The 22,946-nt window shown below is 63.0% G+C and carries 20 protein-coding genes and 1 pseudogene; 8 read left to right on the forward strand and 13 right to left on the reverse strand.

Going from position 1 to position 22,946, the window contains the following annotated elements; all coding sequences use genetic code 11:
* Nucleotides 1–201 precede the first annotated feature (201 nt).
* Genes LRS08_RS18815 through LRS08_RS18825 form a run of 3 tightly spaced genes read left to right on the forward strand, consistent with a single transcriptional unit; the run spans nucleotide 202 to nucleotide 1,017 of the window.
* Nucleotides 202–405: a hypothetical protein gene (locus tag LRS08_RS18815; protein ID WP_260481111.1), complete on the forward strand. Its 204-nt coding sequence runs from the start codon at nucleotides 202–204 to the stop codon at nucleotides 403–405.
* Complete coding sequence (locus tag LRS08_RS18820; RefSeq protein WP_257845748.1) at nucleotides 402–695, forward strand: hypothetical protein; 294 nt, start codon at nucleotides 402–404, stop codon at nucleotides 693–695. The genes LRS08_RS18815 and LRS08_RS18820 overlap by 4 nt, the downstream gene beginning before the upstream one ends.
* A gap of 1 nt (nucleotide 696) precedes the next feature.
* Nucleotides 697–1,017, forward strand: coding sequence for a hypothetical protein (locus tag LRS08_RS18825; RefSeq protein WP_257845747.1), 321 nt, complete (start codon nucleotides 697–699; stop codon nucleotides 1,015–1,017).
* A gap of 7 nt (nucleotides 1,018–1,024) precedes the next feature.
* On the opposite strand, the gene LRS08_RS18830 is transcribed toward LRS08_RS18825, so the two are convergent.
* Genes LRS08_RS18830 through LRS08_RS18840 form a run of 3 tightly spaced genes read right to left on the reverse strand, consistent with a single transcriptional unit; the run spans nucleotide 1,025 to nucleotide 2,762 of the window.
* Nucleotides 1,025–1,822 (reverse strand): hypothetical protein, encoded by a 798-nt coding sequence (locus LRS08_RS18830; protein ID WP_257845746.1) that lies wholly within the window; start codon nucleotides 1,820–1,822, stop codon nucleotides 1,025–1,027.
* Entirely contained in the window at nucleotides 1,819–2,163 is a 345-nt protein-coding gene (locus LRS08_RS18835) for a hypothetical protein (RefSeq protein WP_260481709.1), read from the reverse strand. The genes LRS08_RS18830 and LRS08_RS18835 overlap by 4 nt, the downstream gene beginning before the upstream one ends.
* A complete protein-coding gene (locus tag LRS08_RS18840; protein WP_257845744.1) occupies nucleotides 2,118–2,762 on the reverse strand; it encodes an SOS response-associated peptidase in 645 nt (214 codons plus the stop codon). The genes LRS08_RS18835 and LRS08_RS18840 overlap by 46 nt, the downstream gene beginning before the upstream one ends.
* Before the next feature lie 68 nt (nucleotides 2,763–2,830).
* Between LRS08_RS18840 and LRS08_RS18845 the strand changes: the two genes are divergently transcribed.
* Nucleotides 2,831–3,829, forward strand: coding sequence for a hypothetical protein (locus LRS08_RS18845; protein ID WP_260481112.1), 999 nt, complete (start codon nucleotides 2,831–2,833; stop codon nucleotides 3,827–3,829).
* A 125-nt stretch (nucleotides 3,830–3,954) separates the two neighbouring features.
* Here the strand turns inward: LRS08_RS18845 and LRS08_RS18850 are convergent, their stop codons facing one another.
* From LRS08_RS18850 to LRS08_RS18865, 4 genes are all read right to left on the reverse strand, one after another.
* Nucleotides 3,955–4,140 carry a DUF6961 family protein gene (locus LRS08_RS18850; protein ID WP_257845742.1) on the reverse strand — a complete coding sequence of 62 codons (186 nt, stop codon included), beginning with the start codon at nucleotides 4,138–4,140 and terminating at the stop codon, nucleotides 3,955–3,957.
* Nucleotides 4,137–4,526, reverse strand: coding sequence for a thermonuclease family protein (locus tag LRS08_RS18855; RefSeq protein ID WP_257845741.1), 390 nt, complete (start codon nucleotides 4,524–4,526; stop codon nucleotides 4,137–4,139). The genes LRS08_RS18850 and LRS08_RS18855 overlap by 4 nt, the downstream gene beginning before the upstream one ends.
* Before the next feature lie 301 nt (nucleotides 4,527–4,827).
* Complete coding sequence (locus LRS08_RS18860; RefSeq protein ID WP_260481113.1) at nucleotides 4,828–5,907, reverse strand: hypothetical protein; 1,080 nt, start codon at nucleotides 5,905–5,907, stop codon at nucleotides 4,828–4,830.
* Nucleotides 5,908–5,971: 64 nt separating this feature from the next.
* Nucleotides 5,972–6,595: a hypothetical protein gene (locus LRS08_RS18865; RefSeq protein WP_260481114.1), complete on the reverse strand. Its 624-nt coding sequence runs from the start codon at nucleotides 6,593–6,595 to the stop codon at nucleotides 5,972–5,974.
* A gap of 236 nt (nucleotides 6,596–6,831) precedes the next feature.
* Between LRS08_RS18865 and LRS08_RS18870 the strand changes: the two genes are divergently transcribed.
* The 3 genes and pseudogenes from LRS08_RS18870 to LRS08_RS18880 form a co-directional block, all read left to right on the forward strand.
* A complete protein-coding gene (locus tag LRS08_RS18870; protein ID WP_257845737.1) occupies nucleotides 6,832–7,011 on the forward strand; it encodes a hypothetical protein in 180 nt (59 codons plus the stop codon).
* A 34-nt stretch (nucleotides 7,012–7,045) separates the two neighbouring features.
* Nucleotides 7,046–7,312, forward strand: a complete 267-nt coding sequence (locus LRS08_RS18875) for a hypothetical protein (RefSeq protein WP_257845736.1) — start codon at nucleotides 7,046–7,048, stop codon at nucleotides 7,310–7,312.
* A gap of 39 nt (nucleotides 7,313–7,351) precedes the next feature.
* A pseudogene (locus tag LRS08_RS18880) lies at nucleotides 7,352–7,636 on the forward strand (DUF6804 family protein); the annotation flags it as partial.
* A gap of 1,670 nt (nucleotides 7,637–9,306) precedes the next feature.
* On the opposite strand, the gene LRS08_RS18885 reads toward LRS08_RS18880, so the two are convergent.
* Both LRS08_RS18885 and LRS08_RS18890 read right to left on the reverse strand, forming a co-directional pair.
* Entirely contained in the window at nucleotides 9,307–13,845 is a 4,539-nt protein-coding gene (locus tag LRS08_RS18885; RefSeq protein WP_260481115.1) for a hypothetical protein, read from the reverse strand.
* Entirely contained in the window at nucleotides 13,842–16,433 is a 2,592-nt protein-coding gene (locus LRS08_RS18890) for a peptidoglycan DD-metalloendopeptidase family protein (protein ID WP_260481702.1), read from the reverse strand. Before LRS08_RS18890 ends, LRS08_RS18885 begins: the two co-directional genes overlap by 4 nt.
* Before the next feature lie 387 nt (nucleotides 16,434–16,820).
* Between LRS08_RS18890 and LRS08_RS18895 the strand changes: the two genes are divergently transcribed.
* Nucleotides 16,821–19,130 carry a KAP family NTPase gene (locus LRS08_RS18895; RefSeq protein ID WP_257846173.1) on the forward strand — a complete coding sequence of 770 codons (2,310 nt, stop codon included), beginning with the start codon at nucleotides 16,821–16,823 and terminating at the stop codon, nucleotides 19,128–19,130.
* 26 nt (nucleotides 19,131–19,156) lie between these two features.
* Here the strand turns inward: LRS08_RS18895 and LRS08_RS18900 are convergent, their stop codons facing one another.
* From LRS08_RS18900 to LRS08_RS18915, 4 genes are all read right to left on the reverse strand, one after another.
* Complete coding sequence (locus LRS08_RS18900; protein WP_257845729.1) at nucleotides 19,157–19,552, reverse strand: hypothetical protein; 396 nt, start codon at nucleotides 19,550–19,552, stop codon at nucleotides 19,157–19,159.
* Between the two features lie 55 nt (nucleotides 19,553–19,607).
* Complete coding sequence (locus LRS08_RS20420; protein ID WP_409456265.1) at nucleotides 19,608–19,886, reverse strand: HGGxSTG domain-containing protein; 279 nt, start codon at nucleotides 19,884–19,886, stop codon at nucleotides 19,608–19,610.
* 627 nt (nucleotides 19,887–20,513) lie between these two features.
* Nucleotides 20,514–22,013, reverse strand: coding sequence for an AAA family ATPase (locus LRS08_RS18910; protein WP_260481117.1), 1,500 nt, complete (start codon nucleotides 22,011–22,013; stop codon nucleotides 20,514–20,516).
* Nucleotides 22,010–22,924, reverse strand: a complete 915-nt coding sequence (locus tag LRS08_RS18915; RefSeq protein WP_260481118.1) for a CHC2 zinc finger domain-containing protein — start codon at nucleotides 22,922–22,924, stop codon at nucleotides 22,010–22,012. Before LRS08_RS18915 ends, LRS08_RS18910 begins: the two co-directional genes overlap by 4 nt.
* Nucleotides 22,925–22,946: the final 22 nt, after the last annotated feature.

A 22,946-nucleotide genomic window follows, 5' to 3' on the forward strand; every position in this document is an offset into this window, starting at 1 on the left:
AATCTCTCATCCGCCATGGTTAACTGTCCTCTGCGCTGCCCATAGGCGCGGTTGAGCTGCGCAATTGCGCGTCTACCCTGCGCAATTGCGCACCTTGGCGGCGCAACGACGCAAGTCGGCATCTTGCCGGATGTTCCCGAATCGTTCTACCCAGCGGATAAGCCGCTGCGGCGGTGATTCGGACATCGATGGAGCATCAGCATGCAGCACGATCTGCAGCTGCGCGCGGCTGCGCGCGCGATATACGACGCCTGCTATCCCTGCGACGAGTGGGCGCCAGTTGGTTTCGACGAGGCCGAGCGGCTGGGGACGATCCACTATCGCCAAGCGGTGGACGGGGCGATGCAGTCTCGATCGGTATTCGCCAGTGCCGGCCAGCTCGAACTGTTCGGCGAGGCGGCATGAGGCGCAAGGGCGAGCGGAAGCTGCAGAAGACCTGGCCCCCTTACGCGGTCGAGGCGATCCGGCATATGATTGCCACCGGGACCGACTGGCTCCAGGCGTGGATCATGCAAGCATGCACACCGCTCGATCGGCTGGCCCGCGCCAGCAAGGTCGATTGGGAGCGGGTGCACGACATCTGCGCGGGCGCGGCTCCCACCCGAGATGAGCTGATTGCCTTCGCTGCCGTGTGGAATGTGGACGTCGAGGTCGTCATCTCAACCATGCCGGATCCGCCGGCGCTGCTCGACTGACGTGGCGCGCTTCAATTCGGACGGGACGCGACAGCCGACCAACCTGTTCGAGTGCGCCGCGTGGCATATCGCTATACAGGTGATCTGCCGCCGCCCTCAATGCCGCCGCGTCGCCGTGTTCGATCCTCACCAGCTATGGTGGCTGTTCGAGCGCAAGCATTGGGACATGCGGTTGGGCGAGGTGAACCGGAAGCTACGGTGCAGCGCGTGCAAGGCGGGCGGAACAATGAGCTTGCTGAGAGGCGAGGCAAAGGCCACGGTGTCGCTGCCTTGGCCGGACGAGCGGGAATGGAAGCGGGCAGTCAGCCGGTTTCGCGCCTGAGCAACCGCTAAAACATTGCCAGCACTGGGGCCCAAACTGGAGCCGACGCTATCGCGGTGCCCAGCGACCCGCCGATCGCGCCCTCAATGATGGTCTTCAGGGACTTGCCAGCGGCCGCAACGATTGAAGGATCCGGCTCGTCGAGGAGCTGCGCCTCTATCGTGGCTACCTGCGCGTCGGCTTTACGACGTTGAGTGGGATCGAGGTCAAGATCGCCAACGTGTCGCTTATAAAGCTCGACAATCGCTTGCAGATCGTTTGCCGAATAATTCGAAGTCTGAATGCCTATGCCCCCGGCTGCGATGTGTTGCAGAGGTGAATTGTGCATGGAGCCGATGTTGTAGGTTACGGAGGAGGCCGACGCGTGTCCCGTCTGCACGGGCTTAAGGTCCTCGACATAGGATGCCAGGTCTCGATTGAACGGCACGATCACAGAAGCAGTGATCTTCCTGATGTCTCCCACTATCTTCCGCCCGCTATAGTAATAGCGATGTGCCAAGCTAAGGAACCAATTCGGGCTTTGGGCTGCACGCTCGATCAAGTGAATTGCTATTCCAAGTTCTTCCTCACGCGCAGTCGGCCAGTTGAGGCGCGCGCTGCCCATCATGCCGCCCCCGTCGCTCGCGTTGTCAAGAAATTGATCGAAGTCTGCTTTGGACTTCAGATCTTCGATTATTGGCTTCAACTCGTCGGCATTCAGCGCCTTCGCCATGCGCTCAAGGGGGCGCTCGAAAGTGTTATAGTCCGCTGTCTGCAGATCCAGCACAGCATTGTTTACCTCGCGCAGCGCGGTCTTGATGGTCACGAGCCGCTCTCCTCAGCGGCCCGCCCAGCTGCGGCCCGATCAAGGATCGCTTGGCGATAGCGCTCCTTCAACTCGACCACGACGCCCTCGACCATGTCGTTCTTCGAGTAACTTCCAACTCGCTCGTCGATCGCAGTCTCCATCTGCTGGATTGCCAACTCGATGCTCTGCGGGTCATTCGGGTCGAAGCTGACACTCGTGATGTCCCCGTCGAGCGCCGCCACCGCCCGCTCCAATTCCTTCATCTTCCGGATCGCCTGATCCAATCCTTTGATCGGCATCTCTAATTTCCCTTTCAGAACAACGTCGCCGGGTCGGGTGCTGGCTTTCGCTTCACCCATGGCTCGCTGGTGCGCTCCATTTCGATCAGGTGATCCGGGAAGCATCGCTCCTGAAAGCCAATGATGTCGTCGAAGCTGCCGTGCAGCCAATGGTCGTATTCGTCCGCGTGCAGCAATACGGGCATGCGATCATGAACGGGACGGATCGCCTCGTTGCAGTCGGTCATCACACCTGAATACACCGCCCCCCACTCGGCGCTGTCACGCCACAGTCCGGCCCAGGCGAAGATCGGCGCGTCCTTTACGCTGAACCATGTGCGGGTCTTCGATCCCTTCGCGCCTTCCGCTTCCGCGAACCCAGTCACCGGGATCAAGCAACGCCACTCCGGCTTGCGAGCAAGGCCGATCCACATGCCCTTCCGCAGGTCCGCGATGTTATTCACCGGCTTCGGCTTCGCGGTCGGGCTCATCGTCTTCAGGCGGAGGGGAAAGCCCCACGTCATCGACTGCATGACGCGCTTGCCGTCAGCCTCGCGCACCACCATGCCCGGTGTGCCGGGATAAACTTCCTCGCCGGCGTTGGACTGAACCGGGTTAGCGACGCCGAAGTGCGCGGCGACTTCAGCGGCAGACTTGCGCACGGTATAGAGGTTGCACATCCCTCAATGCTAATCTCCGCGCTCCTCGAAGCGCAATGGCAAGATGTCGTAAGCATCCAGAGAATGTCATGGGTATGAAGAAGAAATCTCGTCCACCGCTGCCCAAGCCTTGCATCTTCTGCCCTAGGCCGAAGGGCAGCAAAGAGCATTTCTGGTCAGAGTGGATGCATGAGATATTACCACCCCCGCCACCAGAGAACCGGCATAATAGGTTGGTGTTCAAATACTCGCCCTTCGATGGACATTCGGAGAAAGGGCGGAGGGATACCCAAGGCGCGATTCACACCATCAAGCTGCGCGTTGTTTGCGCATCATGTAACAACGGCTGGATGAGCCAGCTGGAGGAGGAGGCTAGGCCCGCCCTGACGGCGTTAATAAGGGGGGAGGAAACAACGCTCGATAGAGCAGCCCTCGACACGGTCGCGCAATGGGTCACGCTGAAGACGATGGTCGCAGAGCACAACGACCCTGACAGCGCGGTCACGCCTCGCGCTGACCGCATAGCCTTCAGGCAGACTCGGGCCATCCCCCCTTATATGCGTATCTACGTTGGTTCCCACACCGTGCCGTTCGAGAAGTCCGCAGGCTTCTTGCGCAACAGTCAGGCGATTGCGCGCAGGAGTGAAGATGAACACTCGACGATTAAAAAGCTCGAAAGGATCAGGCGTGCGCTACGCAATGGCCCGCCACAACCATCGCCTCCACTTGGCGACGTTCCGAACAATATCCAGACGATCACCTTCTTCCTAGGTCACGTTTTTGTGCACATTACCTCGACCCGCGTGGACGGGTTCGCCATCGAGGACATAGCTCTGGTCCCGACGCTCTACGACACTGCGCGGATCATGCCTGCCCAAGCGGCTGAAATGACTTGGCCGCGCGACCCGAAATTCACCCTTGATCAGGTGAATGAAATAGGCGGACTGATGATGAAGGCGCTGGGTGCCCAAGATTACTATTGGATAAGACGGAATGTTCCGCTTCCGCATTCGGCGGTAGCAACGGCAGAGCAGCCGATATACACTAAGACAGCAGAGAGCGGATCCCAGCCCATCCGCCGGCAATGAACGAGCCAGCCAAGAGGGCGGTTAGAACCCAATATTCGAGCGCTTCCCCGATCCGCTTCAATCGCGAGTCCTCGTCCATGCTCAAGGCATGGCATGGCGGGGATGCTGTAGGAAAGTGCCGACGTTTACTGCAGCGGCGACCGCATCATGGCTTCCGCTCGCGCGGCAATGTCCCGCCAGAAACCAACGCCACCAAGGTCGCCGGCTGTCACCTGCTCGCCCACCCGGGTCGCTATATAGCGTGGCAGATCATCGCCGTGCTTCGCCCATAGCGCTGCTGTGAAGGTCTGGCGCTCAGCCTCGGTGTTCAACGCGCAGCCCTGCAAAATGCAGCCAACCGCCCGCCATTGTCCCAGTCAGCGCGGTAGATCGCCTGTCGCGATCGAAGTTGATGGCACGACAGGTCGCCGGCCCTTCCCGCCACCAGCCCGATTGTTCGACCGTATCGATCCTGAGAAACCCGCCTGATCGTCAGCGGACCTTGCGCCGCGCGCGCCAGACTCGCCTCGCTGGCGTGCGGATCGCCTCGCGCGCAACGCCGGCCAGGCTGACAGCGGCCTTTCTCAGGCGCGTCGATGCCAAGCAGTCGCACCCGTTCTCCACCGCAACGCAGGGTATCGCCATCCACGACCCGACAGGGACCGATGGGCACTTGGCCGGCCGCCGCTAACAGAACGGCGCTCAAGATCGAGATCATCACCCTTTCGTCCTAGCGACGCGCCAATCGGGGTCAACGACGGGCCGCATCTATCGCCGGACCCAGACGTTCATCCGGCAAGGAGACCAATCATGATCACCAATCCTGAAGAGACCGAGCGCGGCGATCAGAAAGACACCGAGCTCGTCGAGGCGGAGGAAGATGCCGCGGAGAAGCGCGAGGAAGAGGGCGGCTATCAGTGAACCGTCACGAGCGTCGGGCAGCCGCCGCACGTGACAGGCGCCCGAAAGCGCGGTCTTGCGCCTGCTGTGCCGACTCTCACCACGAAAATGCGGCAGCTTCAGTTCACGAGGGTGTCACCTCGCCGCCCAAGGCAACCGCCCCATCCGCATCGTAGGCATCGCCCCCAATGTCCATCGCCTTGCGGTGGCCGGCCGGGGGGCGGGGACCCGACCCCGCCAAGTGCCGGCAGGTCGAGCAGCACCACATCAGCAAGTGCTGCTATGAACACCGTCGCCCCCTCGCCGGTAATGACTTCAATCCCGCCTTCGGTCCGCCGGAGTTTGAACCCATCGAACTGACCGGACCATCGTTCAAGCCGCGTCACGTTTTCGTCGGAGAAGAAGCCTGGCGCGCGGCGCGCCATGGCGATCGCCTGCTGCGCCTGCTGGAGCTGTTCCTCACATCGCTGCACGGTCTTCTGAAGTTGGGAGGTGCTGATCGAGTCGGTGCCACTCGTGTGTAGCTTTCGCGCCTCTCCGACGGCTTGGCGCAACGCGATCAGGTGATCCCGGCAGTCGCCGTGTTCGATGAGGACGCTGGCACCCAGCAACGGTCCTATCCGCTGATTTTCGAAGGTGTAGATCGGCGCTTCGTTCTTTCCATTGGCTGGACGAAGCGCTTCCGCCGCGTAATCACGGACGCGAACGGACTCTGTCAGCACGGCCCCGCCAAGCGCGATAGGTTGCAGGCGGAAGAAAATGTCCCCCGCTGACTTCTTCATCTGGCTGCGCGTGATGTCGAGCCGGCGCAACCCATCCGACTGGAGGACTGACGTGATACGCTTCAACAGTTCGTCCTCGGCCGCCAATATGGCAGCAAGCCGCAGGAACAGCCCCTGACGCTGCTTCAGTTCATTGTGCTGGCGACGCGCCGCAGCGAAACTCAGTTCATAATGTTTGGGGCCACAATGGCTGCCGATCATGTAGCGATTGCCGGTTTCGTTCTCGACGACGAAGCCGTTCCAATGTCGGTGGCCTTGGCAATGACAGCACCACAGCGCATCTTCGCTTACGGGACGGTGATACTCCCCAACGATCGATGGCTGCAAATTAGCATCCGGGCGCGAGCGCGACAGCCTTTCCACTGCCATTGGATCCTCAATGTCGAGAACCGCTGAGGCCAGCTCTGCGTCCGTCAAGCGGCGTCCATGTCCCATGGAACATGGTTAGAACACCGCTAAGCCTGCGACAAGACGGGCCGTTTCAGCTGGGCCAGCGGCGCGCATAGACAGTTTGAAGGGCGAGCTTCAGGTTACTCAACGCGCGGCATAGATTGACGCTTACCTCGTCTGCGTCGGCGCCCCAACCCCACAGGTTGAGCTGAATAACTGCGCCCTCGGCCTGCTCCTCGCCGAGGTGTTCGAGATCGAGGAAGAAGTGAGGCCATAGGCACCAACCCCAACATGCATCGCGGAAGGTCGGGTCGATCGCTTTCAACTCAACTTCGAGTTCCTGGCCAAAAGAACCGATGTTCGGCACCGACGTGTTCTGCACGAGATCACGAAAGAAGATCGTGAGCCGTAACATCTGCTCGAGCGGCTTAGGCGAGACCCCTGATTCATTTGCCTTCAACGGGCGGAGGCCGAAGTCATTCGTCTCGAACTGCGCCTCAGAGGAGTTGGCCCAGCGCAGGAACTCCACAATGGCGCTTTCAATCTCCGCTGTTCCCGCATGTTTCAGGTCTTCAAGGGTGGCGCGGATCGCGTCTGGCCTGCTCTTGAAGTCGACATAGCGACCCTCAGGCGTGTGAACTGTCTCAGTCCAGGGATGCATGCGCCCCATGTCTGCGGCAATGGTATGCTGATCGGAATCGAAATATGCGAGCATCGTGCGCTTCTACATGGGGCCCCCCGGACGCGGAAGGTCCCGAAGCCGGTGGCTCCATCATCCATATAACCCTGCGGCCCAGGTCGTTGATCTAACTTGATCTGGCACATGATCCGGTGCCGTGATCCCTCAATTCTTCCCACGTTGCATGTGATCATTACTGGAATCGGGTAGTGATTTCGGCCTTGCCAGCCCCCGGATCTAGGTAGACGGTAGCCAGCCGGGGGGACATCGGAATGAAGGAACTGCTTGGATGCGTCTGGCAGCTTGGCGCATTGGCAACAATGGTCAAGCTCACCTTCCTCGACGGCTACGTCTACACGTGGGTGAACTGGATATGGGCGATCCCGATCAACCTATTCCTGTCGGAGATCTGGCCGATCTATTGGCTGATCCTCCGGCCGATATTCAGCTGATCTCGCCGCGAGAACGGGCAGGGGGAGCGCGCCGATGGTAACTTCGATATTCGACTTCATGGGAGCCCTTGGGGCCAGCATTCTGCTGACCGTGCTCGGTATCGGATTGTTCGGCGCTGTTTACGTGAGCGGGCATTGGGTAGCCGAACGCCAAAATTCACGCGTGATGGGCGTCATGGCTGGCCTAATGGTGTTCGCCCTGCTGATATTGCTGTTAGCACGGCCGCACGACGCGCTGAGGGAAACGTCTTGCATTACTGCCGATGACCGCCAAGCCTGCATCGAGGGCGATGATGAATAGCACCAAGCCAGCGCACCCCACGCCGCCGTATTTGCGGTTCCTGCGGTCATGATGCTGGTCGCCCTGCTGGAGATGCCATACGGCTATTATCAGCTGCTTCGACTCGTCACAGCGGTAGCCGGCGCGTGGATCGCCTACAGCGCATGGCAGGCTGATCGAATCGGCTGGGCCATCGCGATCGGCATCGTTGCGCTGCTGTTCAACCCCGTGGTGCCCGTGCATTTCGAGCGGGAAACCTGGGCCATCCTCAACGTGATCGCCGCTGCCATCCTGGGTCTCGCTGGCTGGGCGCTGACGAGGGAACCGAAGGCGAGCGAGCGGTGATTAGTCAGCGCTGGTCGTCGCGCCGCCCTTTGGCGATCCCCGCGACAACATCCTGGGCGTTCTCGGGCTGCTGCTCGTCATTCGCGACGGCGTAGAGGTAATCAGCGGTGGCGGCTGCCTGACCTGTCGGCAGACCAAGGAAATAGCCGGGGGTTTCGACTGCCGAGCGGATCCAACGCTCCGACGGTTCCTTGCCCTCAGCCTTGCGGACAGCGTCCTCGCCGATCCGCATCAATCCCTCGAACGACCGGTAGATCGGCGCCGTGCCGAATTCGCTGAACTGACCCGACACCTTCCGCTCGGTGACGCTGGCGACGTCACGAACGCCGGGAATGCCAGCCCACATCCCGAAGAACACCTTCCTGATCGCCCAGGCGGCCCAGCTTTCTTCATCTTGGGGCCAGTCGCCTACAAGTAGCGACGACAGGAGGGGGCCGGCAATCATCACCCACCATGCGGTCATGGCAGCCTTCTGATAGTTGCCCTTCTGGGCGTCCCGGATCATCTCGCGCTGCTGATTGTAGAGCACGCTGAAGAAGCTGTAGAACATGGTGAGGACGCGATAGCCTTCGCTGGCGTTCTGGATCGCCGCCAAGTCCTTGGGCCGCCCCGAACCCTGCGACTTCCGCACGGCCTTATCGGCGAAGGCAGCAGCGTCGGCTTCCGTCATGCCTTCTTCGATCGCCCGCCGATAACCGCCGAGCCATGTCGGCATGGCGACCAGATACACGTCGATCATGCCGATGCCCCAGAACGCCCAAGCACGCACTCGGTCGAGCGGCGAGGAAGATCCCTCCATGTCACGGAAAGCGGCGGCGATGTCGCGATCGAAGTCGTGAGCGCGGCGAGCCAATTCCGGCGAGCGGGCGAATACGAAATCTCGCGCAGCGCCGCCACCGGAGGCCGCTTCCCCCATGCCGCGGGCGAGCCACTTCGCTCCGACCTGATTAGCCGAGTTCGGCAATCCGCCGACCTGCGCCACCATCGTTGTCATGCGGAATCCCAGGCCCACCAGCGTGGCATTGACGCGAAACTTCCGCAGAACCTGATCGAGGGCACGGATCGACGATGTGTCCATGGCTGCCTCGTTCACCTGACCCCGCAGCCAGTGCTTAATCTGGGCGTGGTATTCCGGGCCGAGCTTGCGATCGATCATGGCTCGGACGCGGCGATCGTCCGTGAACTTGAGGACGTCGCGGATCCAGGCACCGTATGCGATGCGGGTCGTCACTCGCCTGACGTGATTGAACAGCACCGGCTCAAGGGCGAGCATGAGCGGGGCCGCATATTCAGTCCGCTCGATCGTGTGCCCCTTTGGCGTGGAAACCGCCCGGCCCATCTGCCCGAGCAACTTGGCGGCATCGTCTTGGTAGTTGTCGGCAGCCCGGCTGGAGCGAGCGGGGTCGTAGACGATGGGGTAATAGGCACCCTCGATCTCGCCGAACGGCGTCTGGACGCGGCGCGGCTCGACCCGCTCGGGCACGACCCCGGTGATAGCGCGCTCTGCCCGCTCGATCTCTGGCCAGAGCGAGCCGATCTGGCGCCAGACAGCCTGCACGAACTGCCAATCTTCGGCGTTGAGCTCGCGGGCCAGCACAGCCTCAACCTTCTCGCGGCTCCATTGCAGGTCCGGCATCTGCCTGAAGGCGAGGCTTTCACCCCGCACCATCTTATCGAAGTTGGAGTCCGTCCCCGTATTCAGGGCTACGGCGAGCAGGTCCGACCGGGAATAGATGCCAGGCAAAATCTCCATGGTCTCCGGGTTGATCTCCACGAATTCGGGCACCGTCACGCGCTCCGCCATGCGGCGCTGCTGCTCGGGTGGCATATCGTTGTAAAGGCGGGCGAGGGGGGGCGAGCACGTCCTCGCTTAGCTGCGCCTGGTGGTTGGCGGCTTCGGTCGAGCCCTGCACCAACAGGCGGTTCATCACGCCATTGGGGTCACCGTTGTCGAGATCGTCGGCCAGGAACTCCATCTTGACCATCATCGCACCGAAATCGCGTGCGAACGCCTTGGCACGTCCCAACTTCGTGCGGCGCTCATTGCGGTGGGCGGTGAACTGGCGCTCGGGCAGGGCTTCAGCTGTCGCCAAGAAGTCCTCGACCGTCTCGTCGAAGTCACGCTCTTCCTGCGCAAGGATCAGCTTCTTCTTCACCCGGCCCAGGTGCGCGATCGACGCGATTGTGTCGTCAAGCGCCATCAGGTCATCGACGGTCAGCTTGGTGAAGTTGACGGTGTTGGCATCGCGCAAGCGGGCAGGGACGTGGACTTCCTCGCCAGCAGCTTCTTTGGCCGCCACCCAAGCGCTGAACGACTCGCGCTCGGCAAGCTCACGTGCCGTGCGAGGTCGCATGTCATAGGCTTCGAGCAGATCGTGAATGTGGTCCAGATATTCCTGATCCATCGATGGCTGCGACTTGGCGCTGGCCAACCGGCCGAGACGCTTCACGATGCGGTCGACACTGTCCTTCGCGTCCTTCGCGGCGCGGAACAGCGCATTGCTAAGCATCTGCTGCTGCTTGGCGCGAAACGCCGCCTCGGCATCGCCGGCAAGGATCGCCTTCTCGGCCTCACGCCCGGCTTTCGCTTCGGCGCGCTGGTGGCGGGCGATGGCAGCGCCGGTCGCCTGCTCGCCGATCATCCCTTCGCGAACGGTTCGCTCCGCCCATTCTCGAGCTAACTTCCACGGCGTCGGTGCTTGTCCGACCTTGCGGCCCAACGCGCCGAGTTCGGATGCGATGACGGTTGCCCGGGTGTCATTGTGGATCGCGGCGAGAGCCTCTTCCTCAATCGATCCATCGGTCAGCGCATCCCCATGGCGCTCGCGCATAATGCTGTCTGCTTCAGCATCGACCGCCTCGTTGAAGGCCGACCGCTTGTCGCCAACGGCGCGCAGCTCGTTCTCGCGCTGCTGAAGGCCGATCAACGTGGTGACCAACTCGCGGCCTGAAGCGAACCCGACCTGCTCGGCGAGTATGTCGGGATGGACGCCACCGGTCGTCGCGACCGTCGGGGGCACGCCCTTGGGGATCATCGCCAGCGCGTCTTCGCCGAACTCTTCGACCAGCGCTGTGCGGTCGAGGGCAACGCGGGTGTCGTCGCGGGCTCGAAGGAAGGCAAGCGCGCGGAACTCGGGTCGCTGCGATATGCGGGTCGCGACATCGGCGCGGACGTTGGCGCGCTGCTCTTTCCATTCCTTGGTCCGCGAGCGACGCACGGTTTCCATCGTGCGGTAGAGCAGGGCATCGAATGCATCCGTGCGCGTCTGGGCAGCCGTTCGCGAGTATGCCTCGAACTCCGCGTCGGTCATCCCGGCTTCATCGGCAGTGGTGAACAGGGCCTTCGCCTCCGCATCCTCTGCCGCTGCGGCGATTGCCTCGTCGGTCACGAGCATGCGAGCCATGACATCGCGGACATCATCCGTCAGGGGGGCGTTCAGGCGCTGGACGACCTGATAGATCCGCAACAACCAGGCGCGGAAGGACTGGAACGCGCTCGCCAGCGCGGAGGAGGGAGACTTCCCCTCCATGAAGTAGCGCTCCATGCCGCGCGCCCAGAGTTCGTGCGCCTCGGTCGGGATAGGCCCGCCCAGTTCCATTTCATACCCGTTGACAGCAAACCACTCGCGAACTGCCTGCCACTGGGCCTTCAGGTCGTCGGGTGCGTCAGCGCGTTCAGCATCCTCCTTCAGTTCCTCGACCCACAGGTGGCCGGTCTCATGCAGCAGCGTCGACAGGTCACGGCCCTCGAATAGCCGGATGATCCTCTGCCCGTCCGCATATAGCTCTAGGCGACCCCGAGCCTCACCTTGGTCGAGCGCGCGCGTGGCGGTTTCCTGTGCCGCACCCACCACGGCGTCGATTTCCTCGCGAGTGGCGGCGTCTGGATCCACGCCCGATGTATCCAGCAGCGCACGAAGTTCGTCGGCTGCGCGAGCGGTTGCATCCTGCGTTTCACTGGCAGCTGAGCCGGACGCGTCAGCATAGACTGGCGTGCCTCGAAGTTCGCGACTGATCGCGTCCAACAGCTGTGCCGCATCTACCACGTCCGCCGACGCAGCGAGGAAGCCCGCCTCACGCGCGAGCGGTGCAAGTCTCTCCAGCGAGCCGGCCGCAGCATCATCTCGCCGCACCAACTTGCGCCGACCAGGACGCCCGCGATGCCACTTGTCGCCGCCCATGGAAGTGACATCGCCGCCCCGATCGCTGAGGCCGCCCTGCGAGGCGATCCATTCCAGAAGAGAGGGGCCGCTCGGCTTCGACGGGCGCGCGCCCCGACGCATGGCGTTGATGACGAGGTCGAGGTTGTCCGCTTTCCGGTAAGCGGCCAGAGTTTCGGGCAGCTCCTGCCGGATGGTGACGTTCGAACGGCGAAACGCATCCCATGCATCGATACCGAGGCGAGCGGCGCGCGTCGCATAACGCTGCGCCCAAAGTTCAGCATAGGCTTGTGATGCCCGCAGGTTGAAGCCGGCAGTTCGCGCCTGGCTGAGAACCTCATCATAGACTCGCCGCTCGGGCGCAGCTGCGGCGCGCTCGGCTTCGATCTGACCGGCCGCGACGCGACCCTGCTGCTCCATGATCGCGGCATACGCCTCGGCAAAGTCGTTCGCTTCCCGCTCCGACATGCCCCCTGGCGTCAGCCGAACATCAGCCTTTATGGCCTGCCACGTCTCGGTGCCTGCAAGATGGGCGGCGACGCCCGCGAGTGGCAGCACCACGTCCCCTCCGGCCGCGCCAGCCTGCGCCAGCTGCTCGGAAAGATCAGGAGCCCAGGTCCAGTCGGCAGGCTCATACCCGTCTGACTGCATGAGCTCGCGCAGCTTCTCCGCAGGCAGGTAGACATGCTCGATCGGCCCGCCTTCGGTATGCTGCTCGACGAACTGACGGAATGCATCGGGGTCGCGATCGCGCAGCTTGGAAGCCTCGGCCTGAGCGACCGCGGCATCCATGATGTTCGCGCCGGCGATTCCATCGGTGGCCTGTTCGATGTCGCGTTCCACCGGGCGCAGGGCCCTGACGACGGCGCTACCGCCGCCGATGGCACCGGTCTGGATGATCACCGCAACAGCAGTGTCGATCGCCGCCTGCGGCCTGTCGGCGAGATATTGGCTCCAGGTCGCCTTGGGATTGGCGATAGCCGTGTCGACGGCATCTTGCCCCAGCGTCGCAAGCTGCTCGCCGCCCATCTCTTTCAAGGTGAACTCGCCGATAAAGCGGCCAAGTCCCTTCTTGCCGAAGCCGCCGACGAGAGTGCCGAGCGGGATTTTCTCGGTCACGGCTTCGATGCCGCCTTCAAGCACACCACCGAGCAACGCTTCGTCCGAGGTGCCGCCCCGCGTCCGATACTTGCCGTATGCACCCAGGCCGGACTGCCCACCTGCAACAGCGAGGCCGCCCCAGCCGCCTGCGGGAAGAGTCGCCAGTGTGGCCGCTAGGGCAGGGATGGCCTGGCCGGTAGAGACGAGGCCACCGTAAACTGATTGTCCGAACGAGGTGAGGTCGCGCGGCGTCGTCCCGCGAATGACATCCTGGACTTCCTCGTATTCCGCCTGAAATTTCGGAACCAGGTTCTCAAGCCCGAGCATGTCGGACAGATACAGCTTGGCGCCGATCCGCGCCTGCTGGAAGCCACCAATCGTTGCGATACCGATGCCCCGCCACCAGGTTCGTCCGGTCGTCTCGGGGCGGGCCTGCTCGACGGTTTCGCGGCGGCCGAACTCGCGGGCGCGGATGCGCTGAACCCTTTCCGCTATCGGCACATCAGCCGGGCGCCTGAGCTCGACCGGGGCCACATAGCGGGGCTTTAGATTGAGCGCGGCGTCGCCAACGCTATTCGGCCCGATCAGCGTCGAAAGGGTGCCAAGCGCCTCAAGGTCATCCTTCGATGCGGCAGCTCGACGCGGTTCACCGAACCACTCAGACAGGCGAGAATTGCCGATGATGGTCGCCGCGCCCCGCCGTCCGAAGGCGTCGGCCTCGACAGTGCCGAGGTTTCGTTCAACGACATCGCTCGGCAGCCCGGTCTCTCGCGCGAGTCGGTTCGCACGTGCTGCCTTGTCGGCGTCAGCCTGCCGAACGGCGAAGTAGACGCGCGCCGCGCGGTTACGTGAGTCGGTCTCGAGCGCGCCATCCAGCGGGTCACCGCTTGGGGGCGTGCTCGTCCGGGGCGCAAGATACTGGTCGAGGAGGTCGCGACGGTCGGTCATTGCCAGAACCCCGGCTGACCGCGGTGGTTGAGGTAAATCTGACCGATTTCGTCATCGCTAGGCGTTCGCCCGCGCTGCGTGCGTCGGACCGATGCGATGATCCGCTCGCGCACGCCATTCGGCATCGCCAAACCCATTCGCTGGCCCGGTGCCACGTCGTATCGGCGCGTCTGGACTGGCGTTTCGCCATATAGCCAGCCAGGTCGGTAGGTGGTGACCGATAGGGTGGCGCTGTCGAAGGCGCGCTTGATTTCGTCGTCGGTTGGCTGGCGCTTGCCGCCCGTCACCGCCATTAGATCACGCTGCATCATGCTGAAGATGCGCATCGACGTTTCGCGGTCCTTGGGGGTGCGGGCTTTCCCACCGGTGGTGCCGAGGTCCAGGTTCAAGTCTGGCGCGTGCCGGTTGATGACGCCCCACACTCGGCTGTGGTCCAATGCTTCCGGCGAGTTGGGGTTGGCGCGGGCCTTGGCCTGCAGTGTTGCAAGCGACGCGAACTCGCCCGGCGTCATCCTCCCGCGATACATGCGCAGGTCCGTGCCCTGAAAGCGCTCGGGCTCGTTGATGGCCATGAGGTTCAGCGTAAGCGCCGTGTCGCCATCGGCCCTGACCGGCTCGGGCTGGCTATTTCTGCGAGCCATATCTTCGAGGCTCATCCGATCGTCGGTCGAGAGCCGGGCCCTCAATTTCGAAGGAATCTGCTCGATCGAGGTGAGCCGATTGTCCGGCAGTCGATCGATGATGTCGAGCGCCTCTCGCTTGGCCTGCTCCTCGCCGCGATGGACCAGATCATCCTCTTCCCGGACCATCTGCCGCAGCTTATCCTCTGCTCGCTCAGTGCGTTCGAACGACCAGCCTTCCGCCTTGGCTCGGGCGCGAGTGGCCGCAAGCAGACCATTGAGGTCGCGGCGCTGTGGGCCTTGCCCCTGCTGACCCGTGCCCAGGATCGTGTCTGGATCCACAGGCTTTCCGTTCTTCAGCACTTCCCAATGCAGATGAGGACCGGTCGACCGCCCGGTCATGCCGACAGTGCCAATGATCGTGTCGGGCCCGACCTGCGCGCCATCTCGAACATTCACATCGCCCAGGTGCATGTAGCGCGACACCGTTCCGTCATGATGATCGACGGTCACGATGTTCCCGCCCTTGGGACTGCGGCTCACTTTCGCTGTGCCTGGGGCCGTCGAATAGATCGACGTGCCTTTGGGGGCCGGGATGTCGACACCGTGGTGGCTACCGTAATCTCGGCTCGCCCCATATTTTCCGCCCGCGACCGGTGAGCGGCCTACACCGCGTAGCGGATCGCTGTAGTTGGCGATCGCCCGCGATCCCGGTGCGGCGCTGCCCCAGATGCCGGCCACATCAGTCGCGGTCTCGCGAGCTTCCAGCGGCGCACGCATTCGGTTTCGAAGGGCGTTTTCTTCTTTCCACCCGATCTCGTCCTTGTGCGTGTCCAGATAGCCGATCGCCTTATCGAGCTGGCCACGATCGATGTATCCGTCGACTACACCGGTGTGGATCCCGGTCAGATAGCGGGTGCGCGCTGCAGTATAGTTTTCGGCCGACCAGCCCTTCCGCTTGGCAACCTCGCTCAGTTCGGTCAGGCCGGTCGCGATGAAGGCATGCTGGACGTCGGGATCGTCGGCATTGTTGATGGCCCCATCGCTCTGGATCGTCAGCCGATCTGTCGACGTTTCGTCTCGGGCCTTCTCGGATTCGACGGCGATGTGGCGTGACGCAAGGCTGCGAAAAGCCAGCATACGCTCGTCTGCCGCCTGTCCGAACATCTTCTGGGCCATCGGGCTGAGACCAGACGCGATCTCCTTCCGTCGCTTCTCCATCGCGCTCATGGTGGGTTCGAACGCGTCAGCCGCAGCTTGGCCACGGCGAACGCGCAACCCCGATTCGGGATTGTCGAGCCCTTCACTCAAATCCAGCGCAAGGGTAGACTCGGCTTTCTTCGCTTCGTCCTCGGCACGGTCAACAGCAACGAGCTGGGTCGCCTTGGCGACATCACCGATGCCTTTGCCGAGTTCTTGCAGTCCTTGCGCTATGGCACCCGCGACACCGCCACCGTTATCGGCAGCACGGTAGCGCTGGCTTGGCAGCGGCTGGAGGGCAACCCCACCGCCCTGATAAGTCGGAACGCGCGCCATTACCGGGGTCGTGCCCGGAATTGCGCGTATTGCGTCGCGCCACCCAAGAGGGTGGTTCCAACCCCCGAACGCGCCAGCGACTTGCTGCCCCATGGCTTGCTGCCGGTAACCGGCCGCCTGCGCCCTGAAGTTCGCCCCCGACACCGAGAAGCCGCGCGCTTCACGATAGCTGTTCTCGTATATCGTTTCGACGTCCTCGCGCCCCAAGGCAGCCGTGTCTTCCTGAAGGCGCGCGGCACTACCGAAATCGGGATCGATGTTGTTGGCAGCCATCGCCGCGCGCTGCGCACCCTGAACCTGACCGATCTTGCGATACTGGCGTTGCGCCTCGATCTCTCCCCGTTTGAGCGCGTCCTGTGCCGCCTCTTGCTCAAGGGCGTCGTTGCGCTCGGCGATCTGGGATTGATACCTGGAATAGGCCGCGCCCTGCATGGCGGCCACGCCCGTGCCGATCGCAGAAACTGCCGTGGACGCAAGCATCAATGGACCAACGGCTGCGGCAGGAAGGCACATTCGCAAATAACTCGCGTGGTGTTCAGCAGGCCTGAACCGAGCATGTTATCGGTCGCGGAAGAGACAGCCGCACCCCACAATAGGCGCGCGTAAAAGCGCCGAGCGGATGGTGGGTGGAGCGATGCTCCGCATAACTCTGCACCATAATGGCGCTGCTACATCGATTGCTCCCTCAATCCTTCCCACAGCGCGAAGGCGGGCAGGGCTTCGGCTCGGCAATCCGCTTGTCGCGCTGGGCGCCGGCGGGCAGTTTCCACGCGCACGTGGTGAGTCCGGGCAGCTGGCATGGGAGATTGAGGCGTGAAGATGCCGGCGTGGCTGAAAGGCTTGTTTGGTCAGGACGGTGAAGCCCGGAGGGCACCTGGCCGTGACGACGGCATCGGGGCCGACGTGCCGATTCGCACCGCGAACGAGGATCGGCTGCGCCGGGCCGATTTCGCGGGCCGGATCGCCAACGTTCTATCTGAACTGAGTCTCGATGAGGGGCGGGTGTTCGCAATTCGTGGCCCCTGGGGACACGGGAAATCCTCGCTGAAGAACCTCGTCATTGAAAAGCTACGGGCTCGGAACGACGGGGCCGACTGGCTGGAATTCAACCCTTGGCAATGGGGCGATGCCGACGCGATCGCGCGCGCATTGTTCCGGCAGGTCGCTGATAAACTAGGTGGCGGCTACTCTTCGAAGTCCGCAGCGAGAGGGGCCGCGCTCAGGCGATATGGTTCGATCCTCACCGGTAGCGGTGAACCGCTGAAGAAGGCCAGCGGCGGCAGCGCCACCATCTCATCGCTTCTTGCGAATGCCTCGATCGTCACGCTGGCAGCCGCGATCGGCCTGACGCTGCCGACCGTTGCTTTCGTCGCCGCGGCGCTGGCCGGGGCTGCAATTGTCGTTCCCTTGCTTGGCAAGGGTTTGACAGCCCTGGGTCGCGACCGCTGGTCCGAGCCACTCGATCAGATCAGGCGGTCGCTTGAGGACAGCTTGCGCTCGCTGAACAAACCACTCGTCGTCTTCGTGGATGATATTGATCGGCTCGAGCCAGATCAGATCCGACTGCTCTTCCGGCAGATCAAGGTCAACGCGAACCTGCCCAACATCATCTTCGTGCTCCTGTTCCAGCCCGACATTGTCGAGGCAGCGCTCGATCCCGTCGCGAACGGGCAGGGGAGGGACTTCTTGGCCAAGATCGTTCAGGCCAATTTCGACCTGCCAGCTGTTCCAACCGCGACTGTCCACGCAGCCGTGACCCAGGAGCTGTCGCTGTTAGCCGGGGAGCACGCGACGGAAGCGAATGGCTTCGAGCAGGTCAGGTGGGGCAATGTGCTAATCGGCTGTATACAGCCGTATGTTCGGAACCTTCGGGAAGGCCGGCGCTACCTGTCGTCTGTGGCGATCCACCTGCCGCTTCACACCAGCGGCACGACATCCGAGGTGAACATCATCGACTTCTTGGCGCTTGAGGCGCTGCGCGTTTTCGAGCCGGATCTGCATGATGCGCTGTTCCACAATCGCGAGTTGCTGCTCCAAACTTCTCGGTTCGGTCGAGATGGACGCGATGCCGAGCACCGATCACGCGTGGAAAGCCTGCTTTCGATCGTGCCTGTGGCGCGCCGCGAAACAGCGGAAGAAGCAGTGAAGCAACTTTTCCCGACGGTCGAGTGGGCGCTGGGGGGTTCGCATTATGGAGACAGCTGGCACGTCAGATGGATCGCAGAGAAGCGGGTGTGCACCTCAAGGTTCTTCCCCCGCTATTTCGAACTTCAGACACCCGAAGCCGAGATCTCGGAGAGCGAGTTCGTGGACTTCATGGCGGCAAGCGGCAATGCGTCACGGCTTGCTGAGGTCATTGCTAGGATAGAGGGGAGGGGGTTGACCCACTCGCTCGCGGCGCGGCTTGACGAGTCCGTTGAGCGTTTGCCGGTCGACACTGCTGACGTGCTGCTGCCGGCCATGTTCCGGCTTGGCCAAGGGCTGGTTGGATCCCGCCGGTCAGGCGAGCCGTTCAGTTCGCCTTGGGTGTCGGCATGGAGGGCGATTAGCTGGTTCATCCGCCGGCTGGCTCAGGAGAAGCGCGGTCCGCTCGTGTTGGAGGCTTTGCGCGCAACCGGCGCACTGTCAGTCGCTGCGATACTTATCCACCTCAACGATCCCAACGACCGCAAGGAGGATGAGCGCGACACCTTCGAGCCCGATCTGGACCAAGCGACCCTCGACGCGCTTAAGCGGGAATGGCTCGTGCAGATTGAGCAACTCGCACGATCGCCCGACGAGATGTTGGCGCACCCTGACATCGCCTCGCTCATCTATCGCTGGCGCGACTATAGCGGCGGCATGGACGCACCAGGCGGGTGGTTGGCCGAAGTGATCGAGACCGACGCTGGCTTCGGCGGCATAGCTGCCGCGTTTATGACGGTCGGGACATCGCAGGGATGGGGCGATCGGGTCGCCGCTCGATATGAAACCTTCGACAAAGAGAGCATCGACCGACTAATCGGCGTTGATGTCGTCGAGCGCAGGCTAGGTGAGATTGATGCCACCACCCTCGCGCCTGATCGTGCTCACGCCGTCGAGGTGCTGCGCACGCATCTGGAGAAATGGAAAAGCGGGCGCGCTGAGTAGCTCGGCCTGCTGTATGCCCGCCGACTCTATGCGGTCCGGCTAAATGGGCGAAAGTGGACGCCGCCGATGATGGTGATGTTTTCGCCGATATGAAAGCCCCAATGGCGGAGCAATCTGATGGCCGCCCTGTTTTCGCATGCCACTCGGTTTTCAAGCGTCGAACAGGTCGCATGCATCCGGGCCAGAATGCCGGGCCCCAGTTCAACTAGAGCACGGCCGCAGCGGGTAACAACGTCAGTCCCGAGGAACCAGGGGCTGCCGCGCCCCTCGATCATGCTGATGGCAGACAACCCGAACATCGCTTCAGGGCGCCCGTCCAGCTTGGCCGTGACGGCATAGATCGAGCGCCGCCACGACGAACGCAGCGCTTCCTTCGGACTCATGCCGAACGCCTCGCATTCGAGACGATCAGCTGCGCGCATCCTCGTGGCAATGCGCCCGAAGTGGGCAGGGCTGGCGGGCACGAGGTGGATCGCGCTACCAGTCGATAGCCCCGAGAAAATCGCGACGTTCACGCAGAAGTTGCCGAAGCTGACGACGTTCCTCGATCGCCCGCGCCGTCTTCATGCCGTGCTTCAACGCGTTCTGGTTGCCGCGCGGTGCGCCGGGATTCGTCCCGCCGTGCATTCTGCAGCGGCGCCGGCCCTTCACGGCAGGGGATTGGCACGCCGTTCCCCGCCGGGTCTTGGCTAAACATCTGGGGGCCGAAAGCAGCGTCTGCGATCGTTGTTTCGGATTGTTCGGCGACTTTTCCATGTCCGGCACCCCCGGTGTTGACGGTTTCTGCGATGATTGCTTGCCCGCCGCGGTTGTCGACGTGAATGTGCCTCACGACCTGTTCGCCACCGCGCCGCAGCTTCGTCAGCGCCTCGATCTGGGCCGTGTAGGTGCGCAGGAGCTTCACTGCTAAGTTGCCGACGCCGCCTTCTGTGGCCAATCGCAGATCTCCCGCCGCGGTGCGCATGCATTGCATGGCCGCTGCGTGCGTGCTCGCCATCTGCACGAGAAGAGACGCTTCGATTTCATTCTGGGGCTCACCGCCGTCGACGAAAGCCAAGGCGGCGTTGATCGCCTGTTCCGATGGCGCTCTGCCCTGTCCGCGCAAGACACTGGCCAGGTCGCTGATCGAACTCGCGATAAAATCAGTCGACGTGGTGCCGAACGCGGCGGCTTGGGCCAGGTAATAGCCGTCGTCATCATGCGGCGGCTGGATCTGCGCCTGCTCGGGGTTATAGCGCACTTGATACCGCCCGCGCGCCGACGCGACGAACTTCTTGGCGCGGTCGATCCCAGCCTTCTCCAGGCAATTGGCTTCCCGGGACGGCGGCCGGGTAGCGACAGCCTTCCCGCCGCTGCCGGCGCGGGGTTTGCGTGGCTTCGTCATCAGTTGTCCCATCCTGGAATTACGTCTTCGCCGGTTTCGCCTGGCGCGAGGATCATGCCATTCGCCTTCGGTTCCCATTGGTTGGAGTCGCGCGGCGTTCGGTCTAGCGGCCCCAACGCAGGGTTGCCGGCAGTGAAGTGCGAAACCTGCCCAGCATCCCGAGCAGCTCCTGCTACACCCGCACCCCTAAAGGGGGCGGGGTGTAGCGTAGCACTTTCTTGCGACACCGCGACGGTGTGCGACGCTACACCTATTGCAGGTGTAGCAGACACCTGATCTGCCGGCTTTCCGACCACCATGAACTTCTTCATCTGGCGGTTCTGATCGCGTCGTTCTTCGACCCGCAAGGCGTCGTTCGCTTCCCATGTGCCGAGCAGCTTCAGGATCCTGCCGCGATCGTTCTTCACGTCTAGTCCGAGCGCGTCCGCGACGGCGTTGCCGACCCAGTCAGACGCGCTGTGGTGGGCCTTGAACTCGCCGGCTGAAACTGCCGCCTGCACCCGACGCAGGTGATCAACGGTGATGCCCTCGAACGCGTCCGGCGGACACCAACGGGTCACCACACCAACGCTGTCGCCTTCCTGACCGAAAGGGTCTTCGGGGCCGGTCGAGTTCTCGACATCCTGCGAAGCCAACCGAAACCATTGCGCGTCCTCGGCTGGCGCCCGATTGGCCTTATCGTCCTGCACCGTGAAGAGCCGGCGGCGCTCACGATCCTCGGAAATGCCGAACTTCTGCGCCTCTTCTTTGTCCATCCGGTTGAGCACGAGGGTAACGCGGGCGGCAGCGATGAGCGCCACCGCACCGCGGGAAGCCTCAGCGGTCACCTTCTCGCCACCCAGCTTCTTCGTATGATGGACGAGCACAATGGAACAGTTCGCGCGCTTGGCGACGCTAGTCCATGTCTTCACCACCGCGTCGATTGCACCGTTATCGTTTTCACTGACACCATGTGACGACACGAATGGATCGACCACCAGCACATCAATCTTGCGCTCGATCAGCTCGGCAACCAGCGCTTCCACCACGGGCACGGCGATCTGAAAGCCATCCCGGTCCTCGATCGCGATCCGCAGCTCCGAACCCTCCGGCCCGCTGTCGAGAAAGATGCGGTCACCGCATGCGTCCTGCCCGACACGGTGGAACATCGACGCCGCGACCAGCTGCATTTCCAGTTCGTCGAGGCTGTCTTCCAGGTTCCAATACCAGACCCGCTTCGGCCCATCCCATACGGTCTTGCCGAGCATCTCTTGCCGCCCGCTCGCCAACGACAGCAGCATCGACGCCACGAACGACGACTTGCCGACACCCCCCGGCGCGACAATTGCCGACACTGTGCTGCGGAGTAACCATCGTCCCCAGACCCAAGGCCGCCGCGGTAAGGTGCGATGATCAGGCCAGCGGAAAGGGGACGCGGTGATCTTCACCGGTTCCGCAGACGGAGAGGCCGCGAACGGTTCGGCGGTTTCGAACCGCGCCTGTAGCGACGGGGCCGTCATTGTCCCGTTCCCAGCAGCTCGGCGTTGAAGTCCTTGTAGCCGGCTGCGGGCCGCATGATCCGCACCTTCCGTCCGGCAGCGGCAAAGGCATGAGCTGCCTTATTCGCCGCGGTCTCGCCAGGCGCGTCGCCATCAGCGCCAATCACGACCGCACGGGTGACGTCCGCCAATTCCATCCGGGGCAGCATCGCAGTCCCGGCGGATACCCAGACGGAACGGCCTAGGGCTTGGGCCAGCGTCAACCCATCCTCGAGCCCTTCGGTAACGACGAGGCTGGCGGCTGGCGGGCCAATCTGGATCGCACCGCCTGCGACGCGGCCCAGCGACAGCTTCACCTCGGGCACGTCGGCCTTACGCCCATCGTTGGTCAGGAATGTGCGCTGGATGCCGGTTAGATCGCCATCGGGCGAGCAGACGGCGGCGACCAGGGCGGGTCGTCTACCCTGTTCCTGCGGATACCGAAGCCGTGCGAACCGCAGCGTGTGCGGCAACGGCATCGTGATCCCGCGCCGGCGCAGATATGCCTCCGCCACCGTCCCTTCGATTGCTGCTGCCTCGCCCCAAATCTGCCGCGCCGCTTTCGACCAGTCGGCTTTCGGCGTAGCGACCACCCGCTGCTGTTCGAGTTCGCGCAATGCACCGCCATCCAGCATGTCGATGGCGCCTTTCAACTTCACGCCATATGCCCGCTGCACGAAGTCCAGCACATCACCCTCGGCACCGCAGCCGAAGCACTGGAACCTGCGGTCGTCGGCATAGATCGTGAAGCTGGGGGTGCGGTCAGGATGAAAGGGGCAACAGCCCTTTAGTTCACGCCCAGCCCGGATCAGCTTGACGCCAGCTTGGCTTGCGACCCCGGAGACGGGAAATCGCGAGCGAAGGTCGGCGCAGATCCGCGAAAGCTCATCCATTTCGAGTCGTTCTGCCCCGCGC

It is taken from the genome of Sphingomonas sp. J315 (assembly GCF_024666595.1).
Lineage (GTDB): Bacteria > Pseudomonadota > Alphaproteobacteria > Sphingomonadales > Sphingomonadaceae > Sphingomonas.